We start from the raw sequence: 24227 nt of genomic DNA, 5'->3' as shown, positions 1-24227 counted from the left end.
ATCAGGTATTGGTTTTTTTACCAAATTCAGGAGGATAGCTAATATATTTTAATAGGAACAATGCGGGTAAAGCTGCAATTACGACCCAGATAAAGAAACCATCATAGCCCAACCATTGTTGCATATACCCACTTATCATTCCAGGTAACATCATCCCTAAGGCCATAAATCCAGTGGCAATGGCATAATGACTGGTTTTGGATTTTCCCTCGGCTATATAAATTAAATACATTAAAAACGCAGCAAATCCAAACCCATATCCAAACTTCTCGAACATCACTGTTGCGGCTACTGGAACCACATGGGTTGTTTTGGTAATGGCCAATATAGCGTACAAGATATTAGGAAGATTTAGGGAAAGTACCATTGGAAGCATCCATTTTTTTAATCCGTCCCTTGAAATTAAGATACCGCCTAAAATACCACCGACCGATAGCATGATTACACCGGCTGTACCAAAAATGGTACCGATAAGTTCTGTTGAGTAGCCCAACCCACCTTTCTCTGTACTATCAAGCATAAATGGAGCAGCCATTTTAACCAATTGAGATTCTCCCAAACGGAATGTCAAAATGAAGGCCAAAGCAATACCTATATTTTTCTTTTGAAAAAAGGAAGCGAAAACTTCTAAAAAGCCTTTTGGTTTTTCCTGATTTTCGCTCTGTACAGATTCGTATTTAGGAGCGACCAGGAAATTTGAAATTGTTAGTAACAACATTAATACTGCAGTAGCTATCATTGTGATGCTCCATGCCTTGGAATTATCACCATACTTGTTTTCAAGAAAACCTGCCATAATAACAATTAACCCTTCACCGGTGACCATGGCCAACCGATAAAAGGTGCTTCGCATACCCACAAAAAACGATTGTTTTTTTTCCGTTAGTCCAATCATGTAATAACCATCAGAGGCAATATCATTCGTGGCAGAGGCAAAGGCTGCCATCCAAAAACAAGCTAATGTGGTGATAAAAAACATATTGGTAGATATGCTAAGGCCAACTCCAAACAGAGCTATGGAAATAATCAATTGCATAATAAGGAACCATTTTCGCTTGGTGCCCTTTAGGTCCACAAATGGGCTCCAAAGTGGTTTTAGTACCCAGGGTAAATACAACCAACTCGTGTAAAGACCTATATCGGTATTACTTACCCCTAATTTTTTATACATGATAACAGAAACGGTAACCACTAATACGTAAGGTAGACCTTGAGTAAAATATAATAACGGGACCCATCCCCAGGCACCTTTATCTTTTTGTACCATACCCACTAATTTTCTTTAAATTTATAATTGTAGGTTCAGATTCCCTACCGAAATGGTCCAAAAAAGTTATCGCAAAATAATTGCGCTTCACTATTTTTTCAGGAATTAATATCGTAGTGGAATCGGGAGCTATGAATATTTTATCCTGTAGATGCTTGAGTTTTAATTCTGGACTTAATTTTTTACCAGATTTGTAAATAAGGGCAAATTGAAATCTATCGTGTTTATTAAGAGTCAATTGAATGGCGTTCTTGGTCTGCACCTTCCCAATGATATTTATTTTTTCCAATGGGGCATCAACAATAGGTGAGGTTGGTGTTAAAGCTGGCCATTTGTAATATTTCCTTTTTAAATAAGAAACGACATCGGAATTGTTTTCCATAAGCGACCTAGCGCTGAAAACGATATTTCCAGAAATTTCTGGAGTAAGGCGTGCCAACCTAAATTGATTAGGTAGTTCTTTTTTATTATCCCAAGCACTATCGCTGTTGTTTCTAACTTTGTATGCACCGTTGCCAATATAGATGTTGGTATTGCTACTGCTACTGTTTTTGGCCCACCAATCCACCAATATTTTATGTGATGCAACGGGAAAGTCCATACTCCAATATATCTGAGGTGCCAGATAATCCAACCAACCATTTTCCATCCAAATAAGGGGGTCGGCATAAAGATTTTCAAACGTTGTCTGTCCTGCTTTGGTGTAGGAACCTCTTGGGTCCGTAGCATTATTTTTCCAAACTCCGAACGGGCTAACCCCAAATTGAACTGTTGGTTTTGCTTTTTTTATTGCGGTATGACTTTTATTTATTAGGCTATCTACATTGCTTCTTCTCCAATCGGCCAAAGACTGTCGAGGTTTGGCGCAATTATAAAAGGTAATACTATCGTTGAAGACTTCGCCTTGAATAGTATAAGGATAGAAATAATCATCAAAATGCACGCCATCGATATTATACTTATCAGTGAGTTCTTCAACGATGGAGGTGATTTTGTTTTGTACTTCCGGTAGGCCCGGATTATAGTAATATTTACTTCCATATTGAACCATCCAATCTGGATGGACATTAAAATCATGGTTATCGCTGAGTATTTCGGTATTTAAATCGAATGTAGCCCGATAGGGGTTTAACCAAGCATGGAATTCCATTCCCCTTTGGTGCGCTTCTTGAATCATCCACTCTAAGGGGTCTTCATTCCACTTGTTGTTTTCACCTTCTTTACCTGTTAAGAATCTGGACCATGGTGCGTGTTCGGATTTGTAAAATGCGTCCCCAGCAGCCCGTACTTGTACAATCACAGCGTTGTATTTCAAGTCATGATAGAAATCAAGAATTTTAAGATAGTCCTTTTTTTGCTTTTCAACGGAATCCAGCCCGTTTTTAGGCCAATCTATATTGACCACAGTAGCAATCCAAACGCCCCTAAATTCAGTTTTGGGTTGCGGTATGTTGGATTTGAAAATACCACAGGAATTAAGGAATAAAAGGAGGATAACTCCCAAAAATTTTCTTGGCATAATAAAAAATAAAGGCCTATTTAATTCGAAAATAGGCCTTTTTGAAAGGTTCTAAAACTTATGTCTCACAAAAGCTTCCATGGCGGCATAGGAAGATAACCCCAAGGCCTTATATTTATTCGCCGTATCCCTATTTCGTTCCTCCGCTCTCATCCAGAACTCTCTAGAATCGTCTCCTTGGAACATTACACCGTCCTTTTGAGATTGATGACAGAAGATGGCATTTCTTTTCTTAAGTACTTGACCTGGACTCATAGGGACACACATTTCTATTTCATTAATATCCCATTCGTGCCAAGCTCCCCGGTATAACCAAAGCCAACAGTCGTTTATAAACGGTTCTGACTTCAAACGCTTTAAAGATTCGAAAACGGCATCCAAACACACTTTATGCGTCCCGTGCGGATCGGCCAGATCACCTGCAGCGTATATTTGATGAGGTTTTATTTGTTTAATTATGTCCGTCATCAATGCGATATCTTCTTCCGAAAGGTTATTCTTTTTTATAGTTCCCGTTTCATAGAACGGTAAATCCAAAAAATGGACATTTGCATCCTTTAATCCTATAAACCTGGTAGCCGCATAGGATTCCGATCTGCGAATATCCCCCTTAAGTTTTCGTAGCTCAGGGGAATCTACTTGACTATCGCTATTTTGCGTGATGGAGTTTATAATTTTTTGTGCCTTATCCGAAGGATTTAAATTCATGGAGATTTCCGCAAATTTTCGCGCATCGGCATCTGAAACAGCTATGTTACCCGAAGTTTGATACACCACGTGCACCTCATGACCTTGTTCCACAAGCCTATCAAATGTACCTCCCATCGATATGACATCATCATCTGGGTGGGGACTAAAAATGATAACTCTTTTTTTGGCAGGTTCAGCTCTCTCTGGCCTGTTTGTGTCATCTGCATTGGGTTTACCTCCTGGCCATCCTGTAATGGTGTGTTGTAATTTGTTAAAGATTTGAATGTTTAAGTCATATGAATCCTCCTTGGAAAGCAAATCTGCCATACCATTGTCATTGTAATCCTTATCGGTTAAACTTAGTACGGTTTTACCAGTTTCCTCACAGAGCCAAATAATTGCTTTAGCCTTTAATTCCTCGGTCCACTCACATGCATCTACTAACCAAGGTGTTTTGTTTTTTGTAAGTTCTGAAGCCGCACCAGTGTCCAAAATAAAGGTACAATTAGCGTGATTTTGTAGGTAAGTGGCGGGTACATGGGAAGAAATGTCGCCCTCTATTGTTTTTTTTATGATTTCCGCCTTGTTCTCACCCCAACCTAGTAACACTATCCTTCGAGCTTTTCTGACGGTAGAAATCCCCATAGTTATAGCCTTCCTTGGCACATTTGCAATTCCTAAAAAGGAAGGAGCGGCATCCACTCTAGTTATATGGTCTAATGTAATTACTCTAGTTCCAGAATTGTAATGCGACCCGGGTTCATTAAAACCGATATGCCCAGTTCTACCGATACCTAGCAATTGAAAATCCAATCCTCCAAAATCTTTTATTTTTTTCTCATAATCAATGCAATATGCAACGGTTTCATCTGGTGAAACCGTACCATCGGGTATATGGACATTTTCCGGGTCTATATCTATATGATTAAACAGGTGCTCATGCATAAAGTAATGATAGCTTTGGATATTACTTTTTTCCATGGGCAAATATTCATCCAAATTAAAGGTTACCACGTTTTGAAAACTAAGCCCTTCCTCATTGTGCATTCTCACCAATTCTTCGTACACGCGAATAGGAGAGGAGCCTGTGGCCAAACCTAATACACAGGTTCTATTTTGATTTTGCTTTTTTCGTATCAGTTCGGCAATTTCTTCCGCTACTCGAATGGATGCCTCATTGGAGTCGGAGAAAATTACATTATGGATTTTTTCAAAACGGGTCTCTTCAAATTGACCAATAGGTTTGTGGCTTATGTCTGTTTTCTTTTTTACAATGGTGGTCTTCATACTGTGTGATAATTTGATATTTAAAATCATGCAAATATAGGCATAAAAATCATAATTTGCAGTTTTTTGCTATTTTTTAATGCAGTTTTTTGCGTTTATAAATATATTTTAGATTAAAAAGTCTATATAACGGTATAAAACGGCAAATATAAAATTTTGATTATCTTTGCCGAATTATCCTATTTAATGAAGTATTATGTTGAAGGAAGAGCGTCAGCAAACAATTTTAAGCGAGGTAGAACTACACAATAGAATATTGTTAACGGATATCGCTGAAACTTTAGATGTTTCCATAGATACCATCCGTAGGGATGTAAAGGAATTAGATGCTGAAAAAAAACTAAAAAAGGTACATGGAGGCGCTATTTCCTTGGGCTTTACGAATAGTAATAGTAGAAACAACCATATTTATGCGTTAAACGATAAAATTGCTATAGCAAAGAAGGCCATTACCTTATTAAAAGATGGTGCTGTTATTTTTATCGACGGTGGAACTACATGTTTGGAATTGGTTCGGTTGATTCCAGATAACTTAAATTTAACCTGCTTTACAATAAGCTTGCCTGTGGCCATGGAATTATCCCATAAACCTAATGTTACGGTAATCTCCATTGGTGGACAAATTTCCAAAGAGGCACAAATTTCTATTGGTGCCAATGCAATTCATAATTTATCGGAAATTAAGGTGGACTATAGCTTCATTGGTACTGGTTATGTTGATGCGGTTTATGGGCTTACCGAGTTCGATTGGGATATTGTACAAGTAAAAAAAGCTGTTATACAGGCCGCGAAGAAAACAGTTTTACTATCTATTTCGGAAAAATTAAATTCGCAACATCGATTTAAAACTTGCGATATAAACTCAATTAACACCATGATTACTGAATTGGATCCCACGGATAGGGTTTTAGAAGTTTTTAGAAATCATGATATCAAAATCTTGTAAGAAGCTATGGATTTTAATAAAATAACGGAGACCCCATCTAATCATGATGACTTAGAACAATTGGATACGACTTCGATTCTTAAAAAAATGAACGAAGAGGACAGAAAGGTTGCCGATGCCGTGGCTTTGGTCATACCGCAGATAACCAAACTGGTAGATGGGCTATCGGAAAGATTCAAGAAAGGTGGACGTTTATTTTATATTGGAGCCGGTACCAGTGGTAGATTAGGCATTTTAGATGCCTCAGAAATACCCCCAACCTTTGGAATGTCCCATGAACGTGTAGTTGGTCTCATAGCCGGAGGCGATAAAGCCATTAGAAAGGCAGTGGAAAATGCGGAGGATAATACGGAACAAGCTTGGTTGGACCTTAATCAACATAATATCAATTCCAATGATGTTGTAGTAGGAATTGCGGCTTCGGGAACTACTCCTTACGTTATAGGTGGGCTAAAAATGGCGCAAAAACATCATATTTTGACCGCCTGTATCACAAACAATCCAAATTCTCCCATTACTGCAGTTTCGGACATACCTATTGAGGTAAATGTAGGACCAGAGTTTGTAACGGGCAGTACTAGAATGAAAAGTGGAACATCCCAAAAACTTGTCTTAAATATGATTTCAACTGCTCTCATGATCAAGATTGGCAGAATTAAGGGTAATAAAATGGTCAACATGCAACTTACCAATGAAAAATTGGTCGATCGGGGAACGCGGTATATTGTTGAAGGCCTTGGCGTGAGCTACGACAAAGCCGAACAATTGCTCAAAAAACACGGTTCCGTAAAAAAAGCCTTGGAATCCGGAATTTAAAACTGGATATAGCTTTAGTTTTTAGGTACTAACTTATAGATGCCTTTTCCTTCAACACCAACATAAATAAGACCATCAGGTCCTTGTTCTATTGAGCGAACCCGACCTTCACCATCTAACAATTTTTCTCTTTTTGTGACCTTTGTTCCATTTAGTTCCAAACGTTCCAAATATTGAAATGCCAATGAACCAACAAGTAGGCTACCTTTCCAATCTTTATATTTGTCCGTTGTAATATAGACCATTCCGCTTGGGGCGATAGAAGGTACCCAGTAATGAATAGGTTGTTCCATACCCTCCATTTTTGTCTTGTCGGTTATAGGACTACCACTATAGTTGATACCATAAGTAATTACAGGCCACCCATAATTGGCCCCTTTTTTAACAATGTTGATTTCATCGCCTCCCCGTGGTCCGTGTTCATTATCCCATACAGCTCCGGTTTCTGGGTTTACTATAAGACCTTGTGGATTCCTATGTCCATAACTATAAATAGCAGTTTTTGCATTGTTTCGTCCAACAAAAGGATTGTCTTCGGGGATTCTTCCATCGTCATAGAGCCTATATATTTTGCCGCCGTCTCTCGTTATATCCTGCGGATTTTCATCACGATTACCCCGTTCTCCAATTGAAAAATAGAGATATCCTTGCTTATCGAAAACGATTCTCGATCCAAAATGTTGGCCTTTGGTAGTATTGGGAACAGCTTTGTATAACACTTGATTTTCAACTAATTTGTCACCCTTAAGCTTAGCTCTCATGATTGCCGTATTACCTCCTTTTTCATCTCCGGCTGGAGAAGCATAAGATAAATAAATCCACCCATTATCTTTATAATTAGGGTGCAGTTCAACATCCAATAACCCACCTTGTCCACGTTGATATATTTCAGGTACATTAGAAATTTTAGCTTTTTTTCCATTAGAAAAATGGATTAAATCACCGTTTTTTTCGGTAATCAACATACTTCCATCCGGAAGGAATGTAAATCCCCATGGAATCTGTAGCTGATCGACAAACAGCTCAGCTGAAAAAGGGACTGTTTCTGGCGTAGAAACTTTATTTTCAGGGTTTTGCGCACAGGAATTATTTAGTAAAAAGGCAAAAAAACTCAAGAATAATACACTTTTTTTCATGTCTTTACGTTAGATATATATTATTTAATGAAGATAGATTTTTTAAGATAATACGAAGAATATAAGCAAAAATAATTACACCAAGGATTGATATTGACCCCAAATCAATATCCTTCTTACCAAACACTACTTAACCTATGCATCCATCACAACAGCGTAAATCGCTGTATGTAGTTCTGCTGATACTTTTATCGGTAGTAGGCTCTACGGCACTTGCGGATTCTAGCATTAATAAAATTTTTAGTGAGGTAACCCTTGCGGTGGAAAGAGTAGTTGAAAAAGCTATTTCCAAGGAGACTCTTGATTCAAAATCTAAATCCATTCCCTTTTCCACATTAGACTCAGAGGCAAGTACAATGACTGCCATGGCGCCCATGTTCACAACTATTATTCAAGGCGCCGACGAAGAAGTGGGATGTAGCAGTAATGGATTCACTGTCGCCCGTTTTAATCTTTGTGGTAGTAGTGATGATAGAATCATTAGTTTATCAGGAGGTCCATATTCATCCGTTTCTTGGCAAATATTAGGGGGTTCATGTTCACCGGATATAAATGAGGATTGTCCCAATACGGGTTCTTGTTATTCACAAGTAGCTACAGGACAAACATTCAATTTGGATGCTAGTACAGTGCCGGCTACGGTGGGTGCAGAATATCGTGTGGTCGCGGATGGCCAAATTTTCTATTTTAAAGTTAAAAAGAGTACAATAAGCCAAACATATGTCAAGGAAGATTATATATGTGATGTACCCGGTAGAATTCAAATTACTAATTTATCTAGTGCTTATGAATTCAGCATCAACAGTGGTAGTGGTTTTGGACCATGGCAGGGAGCTATTTTTTCGAATTTATTGCCCGGTACTTATATAGTAAAGGCTAGATTAAGGAATATACCTAATACTTGCGAATACCCTTATGAACCTATAGAAATTGTAGAAAGAAATTTAGATCTATCCGTAAATTTTACGGATATTTCCTGTTTTGGTGAAACGGGTACTATTACGGTAACTCCAACTCCGGGACTTGGACCTTATAAATATACTTTATTGAATAGCAGTGGTGTGGCTCAAGAATTTACGGCCTTTATACCTGATGAAACCTACACGTTTTCAGCCGTTGGTTCAGGAACCTACATTGCTCAGGTAGAAACTCAGCAATGTACTGGAGACCCACTGAACGGGATTGATCCGCCAAGAATTGACGTAGATACTTTTGGTAATCCGATTACAATTGGTTCTGGAATCAATGCCTTGGATGCTTCTACCGAAGTAAACAGTAGTTTTGGTTGCTCTACAATTTCAAATGTGGATATTACCGTAAACACAGAAGGCGGTTCTGCACCTTACTCGTTTACTGTAAATGGGGGTGCTGTACAGCCCTCTTACGGTAATCCATCAACGGATACGGGAACAACAACCTTTACGGTTACAGCGGCAGGCACTTATGACTTCATTATTACAGATAGCAACGGTTGTACCATAACTGCTTCCTCAAATGTGGAAAATCTATTACCACCAGATATTATAGCGACTGGAATAGATGGAACCTGTAGTAATGGCGGAGCCAAAATAGATTTTACAATTAATGATGCGAGAGGTTATAATCTTTCTTATAGGGTTGATTCTGGTAATCCCTGGGTTACTAACCCACAGATATCCGTTGCTGCCGGAACCTATAACAACATTGAGGTAAGATATCAACAGAGTGGATTCGAATGTACTATCACTTTGCCGTCGGTTACGGTAACTAATGTTGGGGTTATCAATGGTGCTGCGAACAAGATTTCTGACGTGACTTGTGACGGCGGTGGAGGAACAAATGGTGGTCAAATTGACTTTGTTGGCCCATTTTCAGGGGGGGCTGGGAGTGGATATGAATTTAGTATTGATGGAGTAAATTTTACAACCATAACCTCATATTCAAATCTTTCAGCCGGTACCTATACACCAATCATCCGCGATGGTGGAGGTTGTCGTTTAGAATTAACACCCATAGATATATTAGATGTTGACCCTCCAACGAACCTTGATTTTGCACAAAGCAATATAAGTTGTGCGGCAGGAACTTCGGATGTAACGTTAACACCTACGTCCAATGCTGCCATCGTTAATTATTCCATCATAAGTCCTGTTTCTATTGACAATGGTGGTAGTGACACTTTTATAGGATTAAGCACATCGACAACCTATATTTTCCAAATTACCGATGCAAACAATTGTACATATACCGAAGGCTTTAGTCCTGCCGTCATTAGTTCTATTCGGGCACGTGTAAAGTCGGGAGGAGATTTAAGGGTGTGCAATGGTGCATCGGATGGTACAGGAACTTTCATTATCGATGGTTTTGCCAATAATTACACCTATGAGATTAATGGAGGATTATTCTCAGGGGGACCTCAAAATGATGCCGAGGTCGACTTGCCTTTATCTGGAGTAGGAACCTATACCATTACGGTTACAGATGCCGATACGGGCTGTACAGATACGGCTTCTTTTGATATTGAGGACGCACCAGTTTTAGATATAAGTACAAGTAGTGTGACAGCAATGAGCTGTGCCAATGGGAACGTTGGTCGGGTTAGGGCTAATTTCACTGGCGGTTGGGGCGGAAATCAATATACGTTGGTACCACCATCTGGTCCTACAATTGGACCAAAATCAGGAAGAACGTTTAATAATCTTACGGTGGCCGGTACCTATACCTTAACTGCTGAAGATGCCGAAGGTTGTATTGATACTTTTACATTTGATCTTACGCCTATTGATGCTCCAGCATTAAGCTTGGATAATGCCGCTTCCGATTTTTGTTATATACCTGGGACAGGGGCCACGGCAGTAGTTACTTCTACAGCGGGAAGTGCGGCCATTGGAACACATGAGTACAGAATCAACGGTGGAACTTTACAACCCACAGGAACTTTCAGTAACCTAACTCCCGGTAATTATACGATAGAGGTGGTAGATGGAAATAATTGTAGTGACACCATTACTATAAACATAGCGCCACAGTTAAGAGTTAATACAACAGTTGTCACAGAAATACCATGTGGTGGTGCTCCAGGACAGATTCGTGTTCAAGTCTCTGGAGGCTATGCTTCTGGAACGGGATTATACGAAGTTAGTTCTGATAATGGAGTAACATTTAGTGCTCCTGTTCCTTATTCATCGAGTACGTTCTTATATGATACTAATGTTGACGGAACCTATGTTTTTAGAATAACCGATAATAATACCACCAATACTGGGTGTGAAGCTACTTCTGCACCTTTAATATTAAATCCACCTGCAAATATTGCTGCGGCCTCGGTAACTACGAGACCTGTAAGTTGTGGAGCGCCTAATAATGGTGTTGCAACCATTATTCCAGATGCTACTAGTGGTGTGCCGCCTTATGAGGTTAATTTTAACGGTATGGGGTGGAGCTCGCAAACGGTTTATTCTGATTTGCCGGCAGGAACTTATCCTTATTTAGTAAGGGATGCAAGAGGTTGCGAAACGGCACCTGCCAATGCCGTGATTGGTACAGATGCAACCCTTCCACCAGATGCTACCGTAACCGAAGATCCTGCTATTTGTGACGGTAGTGGAACACTTAGTGGAGGTATTAATATAACGGGAGTTACCGATGGAACGGCCAATTTTGATTTCCGAATTGAGGATAATACAGGAACCGAGATCACTAGGCTAGAGAATCAATCCATTTTTCCAATAACGATAAGCGACGTAAACCTGGTACCTGGAGACTATACTGTGATTACTTTGGATGCCAATGGTTGTACAGATATTGACACGGTTACTATAACCTCCAATGAGGTAGTAATAACGCCTATTATGCCTCCTTTACCACCAACTTGCGATGACAGTGCATTTACCTACGCGGTAAGTGTTAGTGGAGGTTCTGGTTCCTATGAGATAAAGTTGGCGCAACAACCATCCTTTTACCCCTTAAACAATACTCCTGGAATTGATGATCATACTTTTAGTAATACTGCTGATGGTATTCAATATGGTATTGCCTATACCGTTGAAGTTAGGGATACGGTTACAGGCTGTATCTATGAGCAAGAAATTCCGCCTGTAGACGCGCCCTCTACTTTGGCCATTACGGCATCTTCCACTCCGGGAGCCTGCGATGTAAACAGGAATGGGGAAATCAGCTATCAGGTTACAGGATATACGATAGGTGATCAATTACGTATAGAATTGTTGAATAATGATGATAACACCACAACGGTAATTGTTCCATCCTTTACAACTACTGCTTTACCTTATAATAATACATATCCTGAACTCCCAGGTGATTATCAAATAATTGTGGTCAACGAAACGGATACTTGTAGGGATGCAGCCGCTGTTATTATTGACCAAAACCTGCCTGCCATTGATATTATTTCAGAAGTGCCTGCAAATTGTAATGCATTTGGTCAGATAACTGTTCAGGGTAGAGGCGGTTCTGGTGGTCCTTATGAATTTGCATTTGTAACTGATGGTTCTCCCGAACCTGTCTATCCTGCTGATTATGATACAGCTACCACTTTTGTGGCGCCAGCGGGCGATTATGACGTTTATGTCCGTGATGCTAGTGGTTGTATTTCTTTTGATATCGCTACGGTTATTCAATTAGATCCAGATTTGCCAGTACCTACTTTTACGGTTGTAAATCAATGTAATCCAAGTTCTACATCTTTTGATATAACCGTTTCCATGTCGAACGCTGTAAATACTCCGCGTTTTACTTTAGGAGGTGATGAACAGATACCAACAGATGACGGTACCAATTGGGTGTATACTTATACCGTAGCCAGTCCTGGAGATTATATAGTAGATGTTGTTGATGCCAATGGTTGTACAAGTCAGGGAACTGCTACTGTATATAACTTTTTATCCGCCACCGGTACCTTTTCCACGGACTCAACCTGTAATGATGCCGACGGGGAAATAACCATTGATACTTTTGGTGGGAGTGGTGATTTTGGCTTTATCCTATCCGGAACAGATTATACCGGAGCGGCCGTAGGTCCTATCACACAGGAAGACAATCCTGTATTTACCGGATTGGTTCCAGGATTATACGATGTTTTAGTAGTGGACAGAATAATGTTTGATGGTACGGATTTCTGTGAATATATCGTTAGTGATATTAACCTTAACCAGGCTGCGCAACCTGTCATTACTTCTGAAATAGCTACGGATATAACTTGTAGGGATAGTGATGATGGAACTATTGAGGTGGTCGTAGGACCCGCTAATCCCTTGGTTCCATTTACATCAGAGGATACACCGATTACCTATATACTTAATAATTTAACCACTTCATTGGAACAGGATCGCAATAATACCGGTGCATTTTCAGATTTGCCTGAAGGTGACTATCAAGTTCAGGTACTTACTCAGCGTGGATGCGAAGTATTGTCCGGTGTACATACCATAACAAACCCAGAAAACTTCAGTATCACGGCAGTTGCTCCTGATTTTGCATGTGAGCCCGGTGCAAATAGATATAGCTCCACAATCATAACGGTTAATGTGGTAGATCCGGGCACTATTGGTTCTGGATATCGATATAGTATAACGGGATTTTCTAACTATCAATCATCGAACACTTTCGAAATCGTAGATAATGGTTCCTCTCAAGATATTACGGTATATGCCATAGATGGAAATGGGTGTCAAACAACCTTTGATGTACCAACAATTAATCCACCAACTGATGTGGTCACATCTCTGAGTGTTGTTAGTCCTCTGGATTGTGCCAATGACGAGAGAGTTCGAATAGATGTGGTTGGAACTACGGATTTTACAATTGTGACCACTTCGGTAGTACCTGTAGCCAATGTTAATGTAAGTGGTTCATCGTTTGGGTTTGTAGATTTACCCGCAGCGGGAGACTATTTGTTTGAAATTACCGATAATACGGGTGGATGTACTTATCCATTGCCAGTACATACGGTAGCGGAACCAGAATTACCCACTGCTTTTATTACAGAAGCTAAGCCTGTGAGTTGTTTTGGTTTAGATGATGGAGAATTATTTATAGAGGTATCCGATTATGTAGGACAGTATACATACAATGTCTATATGGCCGATGATGTTACCAAGAGTACATTAATTGCAACGGGTAATTTTGATACCACTAATTATCCGGATATTAATGGTGAGGAAGCTCGGATTACTGGTCTACCAGGAGGTAACTTAATCGTAGAGGTTGTTTCAACAGATGTTCCCTTTTGTACGAATGATAGTAACGTGGCCAATATTAGAACACCTAATGGACCGTTGCAAGTAACCGCGGTTTCTATCGGAAATGTGGGCTGTAACAATGATTCTGGAGAAATAGAGGCTACAGGTAGTGGCGGATGGGATAATGCACCATATGAATATAGATTGTGGTTCAGTACGGATAACGGTAGTACGTATACAACTGAAATTGCGCCATTCTCAATCAATAACGAATTTACGGGCCTTGCTTTTGGATTTTACCGTGTTGAGGTCCAAGATACTGAGGGATGTCCAAGTACTTTCGATATTGAATTGGAAGAAGTTCCACAGATTGATGCAGGTATTAGACAACCACAAGGGTTGGATTGTCCCAATGGTAACAATGCTGTTCTTGAAGCATTTGACCCTTCCACAGGTGATGCAACATCGGCAATCGCCGGAGCAACGGGAGGATTCCCTGGTGCCGGTTATAACTATAGGTTGTTGTACTTGAATAGTAACGATAATACAGATATAGCATCTACAAGTGGATTACAAAATACACCAACCTTTATTGGTGCTAGTGGCGGATTTATAAGCGCAGGTTGGTATGCAATCGAGGTATCTTCAAGTTTTGATTGTCTATATGTAACAGAACCATATTTTGTTGATCCACCGCCACCTGTTGCACCATTGTTGGTACAAACAAGGGTGCCTGGTTGTGGAGGAGATGGTGAAATGCGCTTGTCCATACAAAATCCAGATCCTTCATTCACTTATGAATTTGCACCTGTAGAAAATGGTGTTGTAATAGGACCTTATCAACCTATGTCGGGTACCTCTGTTTTGGTTTCAGGTGTGCAAGGTATAACCTATCAATTCGATGTTAGAAAGACGAGTTTGGCTAGCACTTGTTTAGCTGTGCGTTCCAATGGAATTACAATGACTGATGCAACCGGAATAACACTATTGCCCAATTTACCGGATGATATTTCCTGTGCTTCCGAGTTGGATGGTAGAATAGAGTCCTTCGTTAACGGCGGGGTAGGAGACGACACGTTCTTTTTGTATAATGGTGATCCCTTAGATGCATTTAATCCGGCAGCAACTGCAACTTTATTCAGAGGTCCGCAAGACAATGGTACTTTTGAAGGTTTGCCTGAGGGAACGGACTATTATATAGCGGTTACCAGTGGTGCTACCTGTATGGATATCGCTGGACCTTTTGAAATTACAAGACCTGAACCCATTGTTTTTGAAGCTAACCCTACTCCGGTAACTTGTAATGGAGAAGAAGATGGAACAATTACGGTTGAAGTACTTTCTGGAGGAATAGGTCTTATTCAATTTGCCATAGGTCCAACTTTCAATGAATTTTTTAGTGATCCCACCACTCCGGGCCAATATATCTTTGAGGATTTGGCCGCAGGCACTTATGAGATATTGATTCAAGATGAAAATGGATGTTTTGAGCGTGACTTTATTACAGTTGATGAACCGGAAGTACTTCAGGTCATCAATATTCAGACAACTCCTGAATTGTGTATTGGGGCAAATGATGGAACTATGACTTTTGATATTACCGGGGGAACTACTTTTAACGACCCAATGGTAAGTGCTACTCCGTACTATGAATACAAAGTGGAAATGATAGACCCGGTTGATGAAACAGGTACTGGAACATTTGAACCATTTATTACTGGACAGGTGATAGAGAATTTACAGGGAGGTGCATCTTATGCCATTTATGTTAGGGACGTTAATCTATGTTCAAATACTGAATTATTTACCATTGGCATCGGTGTTGATTTAACCGCTGAACCAATAGTAGAATATGGGTGCGAGGGAATATTCCCTAATAGTACGGTTACCATTGATATGACTGGTAATGTAGCTATGGGGGATTTAATGTTCGCATTGGATCCCGTGGATGCTACCGATGCCATTACATCCAATGCAGGTGTTGAAAACCAATGGGGAGATTTAACTGCAGGAACTCATATTGTATATATATATCATCAAAATGGTTGTACCAATTTTGTTGAGTTCGATGTGGATAGTTATAATCCATTGACCCTAAGCGCAGAGAAAACTGGACCTAATGAGATGGTTGCCATGGCCGAAGGTGGGTATGGTGGATATGAATATTTTTTCAATGGGGTTTCCTACGGAGAAGAAACTACATATACTACAAATGAAAGTGGTATGGTAAATATTCGCGTAGTGGATGCCAATGGATGTATCGCAGAGGTCGAGTTGCCATTTGAGTTCACCGGAATGTTGGAAATTCCAAATTTCTTCACCCCTGATGGTGATAATATGAACGATGTTTGGGAACCCAGAAACAGAGAGTTTTTTGATGATGTTGAGGTTAAGATTTATGATCGTTATGGTAGGGTAGTGGCGGTATTGGACAAAGTAAGTGGATGGGACGGCACCTATGAAGGAAAAGAAGTGCCCTCAGGCGATTATTGGTATGTCGTAAATGCCTTGGCGAAGCGTGAGACACGTTATGTGGGACATTTCACACTCTATAGATAATCTTAAAAAAAGGGAAGATAAAGTCTTCCCTTTTTAATTCAACTAGCTTTATAATTCTTTATTATGTATCTTCAAAAGGTATAAAGTACATTTAAATTGCTCAAAAAATTACCTCTTCTTTTACTTGCTTTTATTTTTAATAGCTGTGCTTCACAGCAAAGCTTTAGTTTAATAGATGAGAAATTAGAAACGAAGGTAAAGGAGACGCTCAACTATTATCTGTACTATCCACCAAACTATAAGATAGAAACCAATAAGAAGTTCCCTATTCTGCTTTTTCTGCATGGGGGAGGCGAAATTGAACCGGATGATGACAAAAACAAAAGAATTCCGCCACCAAAATTAATTTTAGAGGGAAAGGATTTTCCTTTTATAATCTTGGCTCCCCAAAATTCCTTTGCTAAAAAATGGTGGAATACTAGAGCTGTAAAACAATTATTGGATAGTGTAATTGTGAACAATCGCGTTGATACACAAAGGATTTATTTAAGTGGTATTAGTCGTGGGGGAGGGGCAGCTTGGGAAATGGCCGTTCAATATCCGGAAACTTTTGCTGCTATGGCTGTCGTTTGTGGAATGACACCGGTACCTTATGCATCCTGGATTAATAGGAAAATGCCTATTTGGGTTTTTCATGGTGAAGAGGACCCCGTTATTCCCGTTCAAGAATCAGAGGAAATGGTTGAAAAACTAAAGTCCTTAGGGTATGACGTAAAATTCACAAAATATGAAGGAGTAGGCCATAATGCTTGGTCAAGAGCTTATGCAACGGAAGAGCTTTATGAATGGATGATTTCACAGAAACTTGGAAACTAGGTATTAATTTAATCTAAAATTTTGATTTAAGGATTGGGAACAGCAGGATTTAAATTGTTTTCCAGAATCAGTAAATCAACATCTGAGTTCCGCCAAGCTTCATGCAAATTCTTCGGCACAGGAGTAAATGAATAACTAAAGGCGCTCAAAACTATGTCTATATCACCGTCATCGTCAAAATCTCCAGAATCCATCAATAGCCATCTACCTAAATCACTAGAATTTAATCGGTATGGCTCAAAATTGAATAGATCGGCATCGTTGTTTTGTAAATAAACAAAGGAATAGGTAGGTTTTTGTTCATAATTGGGAAAAGTAGACAGAATACCAAAATCAATATCCCCATCTTGATCAAAGTCATTGGATACCACCCTAGTGGCACCGTTCAAAGGATAGAAATATTTATCTTCGAAGTTATTATTTCCGTCGTTTATATGTAGCCGTAGTCCGTGATAAGGCTTGTGCACATAACTTTTATCCGCATTGTCGCCATGAACGGTAACGATATCGTAAAAACCGTCATGATTGTAATCTATGATTTCAAACCAACTGGACCCGTATACAGGACTAAATTTTATTGGAGTTTCCATTTTAAACTCCAAATTATCCTCCTGGTATAAAATAGTGATACCCTCCCTTCCTTGCGACGTTAAAACGACAATGTCAGTTTTACCATCTTTGTTCATATCCTTTGCAATGGTTCTAATACTTCCAGGTTGATTTAAAAGCACTTCTCTTTGGTATTCAAAATCACCAGTATGACTAAGTAATGATAACTTCCCGGTTAAATCTCCGAACTCACAGACTACAACTTCATCATTGCCATCCTCGTTAAAATCATAAACCAGTGTATGTACCGGTCTATGTAATTGTATGCCTACTTTATTTAATTTTCTTTTGCTTGGCTCAATAACATGAACGCTACCACTGGCAAGCTCTGATGGATTAAGATAGCCTACGTAGGTAAGATATCTCAATGTATCTTTTTGAGCGTAGGCGGTAAGTGCATTTTCAGTACGTTCGGTTTTAATTACTTTTTTTTGCAATGGGTCATAATGAATCAATTTACCATTGAGATTGCCTGCAACTATTTTTTTTTGCAGTGAGTCATATTCCAAAAAAGTGATGAGTGCACCCTTGGTGCTATCTAGAATGACAGATTGTGGATGAAATTGTGATATCTTTTTTATGGGGGTAAATACGTCACTAGTATCTAGGGAATCATTCGCCATTTTGAGAATATAATCCTTTAATAAATTCCAATCCTCGGTTTCGATTATCGGTTTTTTGGGATATATACCAGACTCCATAATGGCAAATTTTTCCATTCGAGAAACCTTTTCATAGGGGTCATATGTAGAATCTTGAATTCCCATTCGCGCAGCCATATCGGGAAGCACGCCTTCCTCCCAAATGTGTTTTGGTAGACTGTTTATTTCAGGTAATAAATGACAACTTGAGCAATAAGTATCGTATAGCGCTACTGCTTTTTCTTCTTTTGTTTTTATGCAGGAAACTAATAACAGTATAAGGGCAAAATAAGGATATTTCAGAATTTTAATTTTAGTCATTATTAAATTCAGGGTGGTTATCTGATTGCATTGTACCCCTGAAAGCAGAGAGTTTTAACAAAAAATTATTAAAGGCAACACAATTTTGCAATTAGGGAACCTAGTACTAATAGCCTAACTATTCTTTCTTTTTAAAAACTTGTACAGGTCCACGGTTTTGAGATACTACAATATATGGATTTTTCCCATTTGCATTTTTTAAAAGTACAATATCTTTAGTATCTCCTTGTGTCACAAAACCACTCTTTTGGATATCAACAACATTAAAGTTGCCTCGTCCATCTCCTTCTAGTAAAAACCCATTGGAAGCATCATATTTTCCAATAAAAACTTCATTGCCATAATCGTTTCCAACAAGCATAACATCATCGTTTCCGTCATTGTTAAAATCTGTAATAGCAATACTGTTTATAGGAGCCATCTGAGCTTCCCAAGGAAGTTCTTTTAAGTTGAATTTACCGTTTCCTAGATTTTCTAGATATACGCTTCTGTCAAAATTACCGGTAAAAGTCTGTGCTCCCTCCAGCTCTTTTTCGTTGAACAGTGTTTCGATATCTGCCTTGGCATAACCCTTGTACGTGTTAAATTTTGATCTAAACAATGGGCTTTGGCCGTTTAAGTCTCCCCAGAAATTTACAGGAAAAGCCTTATATTCTGGATTCTCGAAACTATTTTTAAAGTAGGCGAACATTACGGGATCCACGGTACCATTGTTGTCAAAATCCTTTGAGACAAGTTTGGTAGGTCTCTCCGGAGTAGGTTGGTAAAAATTATTTGCACCTAAATTACCAACGATGAAATCTAGGTCTCCGTCCTTATCAAAATCGTGTGCTTTAATACTTTCCCAAAACCCATAAAGGCTATCTATGCCAGTATTTTCGATTTTGGTTAGTTTTGTTTTATCGTTTTTAAAAATGGTTATTGGCATAAACTCTCCAACAATTATCAGGTCTTTTATTCCATCGGAATCTACATCTGCCCAGGTAGCGTCCGTCACCATTCCAATATCCCCTAATCCTGGAGCTTTGGAATCTGTAATATCAATCAGTTTTCCTTTTTCATTTTTTAGTAGAAAACTCCTTTCAGGGATAGGATATTTGGCAAAGGGCGTCCGGCCACCTACAAATAAATCGACGTAGCCGTCACCATCAAAATCATTAGCTACCGAGATAGAACCACTTTTTTTAATTTCCGGTAAATTGGCTTGGTCCAATGTAAAATTGCCCTTACCATCATTTAAAAGTAACCTATCTAGATAATAACTGTCATCAGGTGTAAATTCATTACTTCCGGATACAAAATAAATATCCAAATCACCATCATTGTCAATATCAAAAAGAGTTATCCCTTCCTCTTCATATTTTTTATCCTCTTCTTCGGTAAATAATTCACGTTGGGTAAAATTGCCTTGCTCATCTTGTAAAAATAAAACTGGGGAATATCTTGCTGAACTGCCCATAATAAAATCGTCGGTACCATCACCATTCAAATCACCAGCTGCCAAACACGGTCCATTTTGTGTAAGTTTATGAGGAAGAATTCGTTGAATGTTAAAATCCACAACGTCCAATTCCTTATGTTCATAATCAATACCCATATCTTTTGAAACCTCGGTAAAAAATCTTTGTTCATTTTTTGGATTGAACGGAAATGCTAAATCCAAAAGGTCTAATGAAACGGCATCTTCTTGATCCAATACAATGGTTTGATTTGCCTTGACATTTTCCAATTTTTGAAATTTGCCATTTGGCCATAGTACTTCGATAGTCTTTATTTCATTTTTATTACCTAGTCCAAAATGGACGATGCCCTCTAATGACGACATATAGCCTCTGTATAGGTAGTTTTCATAGTATTGAAAAGTACCATCGGCAAACCTGAGAACAATCTTTGCCCCGATACCATAGGTACTTGAATTTTTTAAGTTCAATTTGAGGTAATTCGCCTCTGTTTTCAAATTATTTTTAAAAACAAAGGCCGGATCATTTATGTTGTTTACAACATAGTCCAAATCTCCGTCATTGTCTAAATCTGCAAAAGCTGCCCCGTTAGAAAAAGAGGGTATATTTAATCCCCAATCCTCCCCCTTGTCTTCAAATTTACCTACCCCTTTGTTCCTATATACATAATTTGGAATCTTTATGGTAGGTATAGAGTCCAATAGTTTTTCCGGACCTAAATATCTGCTTACATTGAATTTAAAATCGCCGAAATCTAAATCCGTAATGTCGCGCGGAAATCCATTGGTTATCAATAAATCTTTATAACCATCATTGTCCATGTCCGCAAATAGGGGAGACCAACTCCAGTCGGTTTTTGAAATACCGGACATCAATCCTACTTCACTAAATGGAACTCCGTTTCCATTTCCCTTCTGAAGCATGTTTCGAGTGTATTGGTATTCGTATTCGTAACGGTCATTAAGAATGTAGTTGGTATACTTGTTACTAGCTATAGTCGTTTTAAGCCTTTCATTGGTTTCTCCCAACATATCCAAGGTTATAATGTCCAAATAGCCGTCATTGTTGAAATCCGAAATATCATTACCCATCGAGAATTTACTTTGATGCTTTACTAAATCGGATATTTTATTGGTAAATGTTCCATCCTGATTATTAATATATAGTAGATCATTGGTAAGATAGTCGTTGCTTACGTAGATATCTGGCCAATTATCGTAATTAATGTCTGCAATGGCCAACCCTAGACCGTATCCCTCAATTGTAATTCCGGCTTTTTTGGTAACATCCGTAAAAGTCCCATCACCATTATTGTGATACAGTTTGTCATTACTCAAGGCAGAACCATCAGTAATTTTTTTTCTGTAATTTGAAGGCAAGACATGAATGTCAACATTATTAAGAACATATAAATCTAATAGCCCATCTTTGTCATAATCGAAAAATGTTGCTCCCATGCTATTGCCTACATCAGCAACGCCATAATCTTTTGCTAATTCTTTAAAGGTTGGAATTCCATTTTTATCTGTTCCTTGATTAACAAATAACATATTTGCTTTTTCTTCCTCTGATTCAAGCATGGCCGCACAAACATAGATATCCAGTAGATTGTCCTTGTTAATATCGACCAAGGTAATACCAGTACTCCATTTGTTATCTGCAGCTACATTTGCCTCATTTGTAATATCCGAGAAACTAAAATTTCCTTCGTTGAGATAGAGTTTATTGGAGACTTGATTTCCGGAGAAGAAAATATCAGGCTTATCATCATTATTAAAATCTCCTATGGCAACACCGCCGCCATTAAAAATATACTCGCTGGTAAGAATATTAAAACTATCCGTTTCAACTATTTTATTATTGAAGTCAATACCTGAATCTTTTGAAGGAATAAGTGAAAAGAGTTTTTCTTTTTCATTACTACATGAAAATGTGACTAGACCAATTAAAGTTAGAAGACCAATTAATTTTCTCATCGATAATTTGAGGTTTTTTAAACTCATGGATTTTAGTAAAAGGAATTAGTGAGTTCTAATGGTGGTTAAAAGATGATTTGCTGGCAAATTTAATTAAAAGCTAGTCTTTTTAAAATTGTAGTGCACAAAAGAAATCTAGTTTAAACTTTTATTAATCTATTTTAATTTTTGGTTTATAAAAAAAGGGCGTATTAAATACGCCCTTTTCTTTAAGTACAAAATACTTATTATTAATAACCCGGGTTCTGAGTTAAAACACCCTCTTCACTTTGATCAATTTGAGCTTGTGGTATTGGGAAAAACTCGTTTTTACCTGCCGTAAAGCTAGCACCTCCAAATTTAGTTACCAACAATGTGGATTCATAATCTAAGTATGCATTCAACTCATCTGCGGCAACACCCCATCTTACAAGGTCAAAGAATCTATGACCTTCTTCACCAAGCTCTAATTTTCTTTCAAATCTAACGGCTTGTCTGGCAAAGTCAGCATTTGGGAATGATGTATATTCAGAAATTACATAGTTTGCAGCATTGTCATCCGAATCGTACTCTTTTACCCAGTGCTCCGAATTTGCAGCTCTGGCTCTTACCAAGTTTACATATTCCAAAGCTTTATCCAAAGATCCAGCTTCAATTTCAGCCTCGGCAGCCATTAAAAGAACATCTGCAAAGCGTATAATCGTATAGTTCATAGTGGCATAACCACGAGTCCATGAACTACCATCTGTAAAGCTATTTTCTTGACTTCTGTAATAGATGTATTTTTTAGGAGAATAAGGACCACCATAGGGTTGGCTTCTAATCCAAGCCTTACCTGGATGCTCTATCCAATCTAAATAAGGAATACCTCTTCTACCGATAACGTGATCAATTCTAGGATCTAGTGGACCGGCATCCTCAGTAAATGGTTCATCCGCTTCGATACCGTAGTCATTTGCAACCACGTTTGCTGGGTCATTATACGATCCGTCCAATAGTGGTAAACCTTCAGCTGATGTTCTGTATGAGTTGGCCATTTCAAAACTTGGTTGAAAGAAACCACAACAGTTACCAGGACCATCAGCCCCTGTGTTATAAGGATAATTCAAGTCATCGAACCAGTTAGCGTTATTAACACTTCCCGTATTATTGGCAGATTCAACATCAAATACTGCCTCCGCGTGGTTATCATTTTCAGCATTAAAAATCTGTGCATAGTCATCCAATAAGGCATATTTCTGACCGTCTGATGTTACACCATTGGCGATAACATCATCGAACCATGATTTAGCCTCACCAAATTTTTGTTGGAATAACTTGGCTTTTCCCATATAGGCAGCAGCTGCCCACTTGTTAACTCTACCAGCTCCATTTACGGCAGGTAGGTTATCATAAGCATATTGGAAATCAGATTCTATGATAGCCCAGGCATCTCCGTTGTTTGGCAATAAAGCAATCTCTGGAGATGGAACGGTTTCATCAAAAACAACGATGTTATTAAAATGCTTCTTAAGATCAAAATAGAAATGACCTCTTAACAACCGGGCCTCACCAGCTAATCTGGCCGCATTTGCAGCACTTAACTCCGTAGAGTTAGCAATAGCAGACAGGACTTTATTGGCCCTACTGATACCTTCATATCTACCTCTCCAAAGGTTGTTAAAGTCGTTGTTGGGGTCAACTGGGCTTGCCTCATACCGCTGAATAGGGTTTAAAGAGCTATAATCACCGGCATCGGTCCCCTTATTGGCCTCTCCACCAACTACAGAACCTGTAGCCCAATGGTTTGGTCCTTCGAATCGGTTACCAAATACGCCATTAAGCGCAGAATACGTTCCGATTAACAATCCGTCGATACCAGCCTGTGTACTCACCTGAGCATCTGCTAGGGAGTCGGTTGGCGCAACTTCCAAAAATTCATCACTACAGGACATAGTCGCCATAAGCATGGCTCCCAGTAATAGTGACGGAGTTTTTAATTTAAATGTTTTCATAGTTTACTTTTTGTTAAAGTTACTAATTATTA

Annotated in this window: 11 protein-coding genes; 4 read left to right on the top strand and 7 right to left on the bottom strand. The window is 38.8% G+C overall.

Going from position 1 to position 24227, the window contains the following annotated elements; genetic code table 11:
• Position 1: 1 nt before the first annotated feature.
• The 3 genes from PP182_RS14045 to nagB are packed head-to-tail and all read right to left on the bottom strand — an operon-like array spanning position 2 to position 4763.
• The gene (locus tag PP182_RS14045) at positions 2 to 1267 is read right to left on the bottom strand and encodes an MFS transporter (RefSeq protein WP_272651899.1); all 1266 of its coding nucleotides are present in this window, start codon (positions 1265 to 1267) and stop codon (positions 2 to 4) included.
• A complete protein-coding gene (locus PP182_RS14040; protein ID WP_272651898.1) occupies positions 1251 to 2786 on the bottom strand; it encodes a glycoside hydrolase family 10 protein in 1536 nt (511 codons plus the stop codon). Before PP182_RS14040 ends, PP182_RS14045 begins: the two co-directional genes overlap by 17 nt.
• 51 nt (positions 2787 to 2837) lie before the next feature.
• A complete protein-coding gene (nagB, locus tag PP182_RS14035) occupies positions 2838 to 4763 on the bottom strand; it encodes a glucosamine-6-phosphate deaminase (RefSeq protein WP_272651897.1) in 1926 nt (641 codons plus the stop codon).
• A 196-nt stretch (positions 4764 to 4959) separates the two neighbouring features.
• Between nagB and PP182_RS14030 the strand changes: the two genes are divergently transcribed.
• The gene (locus PP182_RS14030; protein WP_272651896.1) at positions 4960 to 5709 is read left to right on the top strand and encodes a DeoR/GlpR family DNA-binding transcription regulator; all 750 of its coding nucleotides are present in this window, start codon (positions 4960 to 4962) and stop codon (positions 5707 to 5709) included.
• A gap of 6 nt (positions 5710 to 5715) precedes the next feature.
• The gene (murQ, locus tag PP182_RS14025) at positions 5716 to 6525 is read left to right on the top strand and encodes an N-acetylmuramic acid 6-phosphate etherase (protein ID WP_272651895.1); all 810 of its coding nucleotides are present in this window, start codon (positions 5716 to 5718) and stop codon (positions 6523 to 6525) included.
• A 14-nt stretch (positions 6526 to 6539) separates the two neighbouring features.
• Here murQ and PP182_RS14020 read toward each other — a convergent pair whose 3' ends face one another.
• Positions 6540 to 7661, bottom strand: coding sequence for a PQQ-dependent sugar dehydrogenase (locus PP182_RS14020; RefSeq protein ID WP_272651894.1), 1122 nt, complete (start codon positions 7659 to 7661; stop codon positions 6540 to 6542).
• Positions 7662 to 7798: 137 nt separating this feature from the next.
• Between PP182_RS14020 and PP182_RS14015 the strand changes: the two genes are divergently transcribed.
• Both PP182_RS14015 and PP182_RS14010 read left to right on the top strand, forming a co-directional pair.
• Positions 7799 to 16399 (top strand): T9SS type B sorting domain-containing protein, encoded by an 8601-nt coding sequence (locus tag PP182_RS14015; RefSeq protein ID WP_272651893.1) that lies wholly within the window; start codon positions 7799 to 7801, stop codon positions 16397 to 16399.
• A gap of 96 nt (positions 16400 to 16495) precedes the next feature.
• Positions 16496 to 17215 carry a dienelactone hydrolase family protein gene (locus tag PP182_RS14010; protein WP_272651892.1) on the top strand — a complete coding sequence of 240 codons (720 nt, stop codon included), beginning with the start codon at positions 16496 to 16498 and terminating at the stop codon, positions 17213 to 17215.
• 26 nt (positions 17216 to 17241) lie between these two features.
• On the opposite strand, the gene PP182_RS14005 is transcribed toward PP182_RS14010, so the two are convergent.
• From PP182_RS14005 to PP182_RS13995, 3 genes are all read right to left on the bottom strand, one after another.
• Positions 17242 to 18786, bottom strand: coding sequence for an FG-GAP repeat domain-containing protein (locus PP182_RS14005; RefSeq protein ID WP_272651891.1), 1545 nt, complete (start codon positions 18784 to 18786; stop codon positions 17242 to 17244).
• Between the two features lie 118 nt (positions 18787 to 18904).
• A complete protein-coding gene (locus PP182_RS14000) occupies positions 18905 to 22222 on the bottom strand; it encodes a VCBS repeat-containing protein (RefSeq protein ID WP_272651890.1) in 3318 nt (1105 codons plus the stop codon).
• A 230-nt stretch (positions 22223 to 22452) separates the two neighbouring features.
• Positions 22453 to 24195: a RagB/SusD family nutrient uptake outer membrane protein gene (locus tag PP182_RS13995; RefSeq protein ID WP_272651889.1), complete on the bottom strand. Its 1743-nt coding sequence runs from the start codon at positions 24193 to 24195 to the stop codon at positions 22453 to 22455.
• Between the last annotated feature and the right edge of the window lie 32 nt (positions 24196 to 24227).

The sequence above is a fragment of the Maribacter sp. PR1 genome, from assembly GCF_028464145.1.
Classification (GTDB): domain Bacteria; phylum Bacteroidota; class Bacteroidia; order Flavobacteriales; family Flavobacteriaceae; genus Maribacter.
The sequence above is the reverse complement of the archived record's forward strand: the minus strand, read 5'-3'. Positions and strand labels throughout refer to the sequence as shown.

Coding starts and splice junctions, on each gene's coding strand:
- PP182_RS14045 (WP_272651899.1), bottom strand. CDS start 1,267: ATGGTACAAAAAGATAAAGGTGCCTGGGGATGGGTCCCGTTATTATAT.
- PP182_RS14040 (WP_272651898.1), bottom strand. CDS start 2,786: ATGCCAAGAAAATTTTTGGGAGTTATCCTCCTTTTATTCCTTAATTCC.
- nagB (WP_272651897.1), bottom strand. CDS start 4,763: ATGAAGACCACCATTGTAAAAAAGAAAACAGACATAAGCCACAAACCT.
- PP182_RS14030 (WP_272651896.1), top strand. CDS start 4,960: ATGTTGAAGGAAGAGCGTCAGCAAACAATTTTAAGCGAGGTAGAACTA.
- murQ (WP_272651895.1), top strand. CDS start 5,716: ATGGATTTTAATAAAATAACGGAGACCCCATCTAATCATGATGACTTA.
- PP182_RS14020 (WP_272651894.1), bottom strand. CDS start 7,661: ATGAAAAAAAGTGTATTATTCTTGAGTTTTTTTGCCTTTTTACTAAAT.
- PP182_RS14015 (WP_272651893.1), top strand. CDS start 7,799: ATGCATCCATCACAACAGCGTAAATCGCTGTATGTAGTTCTGCTGATA.
- PP182_RS14005 (WP_272651891.1), bottom strand. CDS start 18,786: ATGACTAAAATTAAAATTCTGAAATATCCTTATTTTGCCCTTATACTG.
- PP182_RS14000 (WP_272651890.1), bottom strand. CDS start 22,222: ATGAGAAAATTAATTGGTCTTCTAACTTTAATTGGTCTAGTCACATTT.
- PP182_RS13995 (WP_272651889.1), bottom strand. CDS start 24,195: ATGAAAACATTTAAATTAAAAACTCCGTCACTATTACTGGGAGCCATG.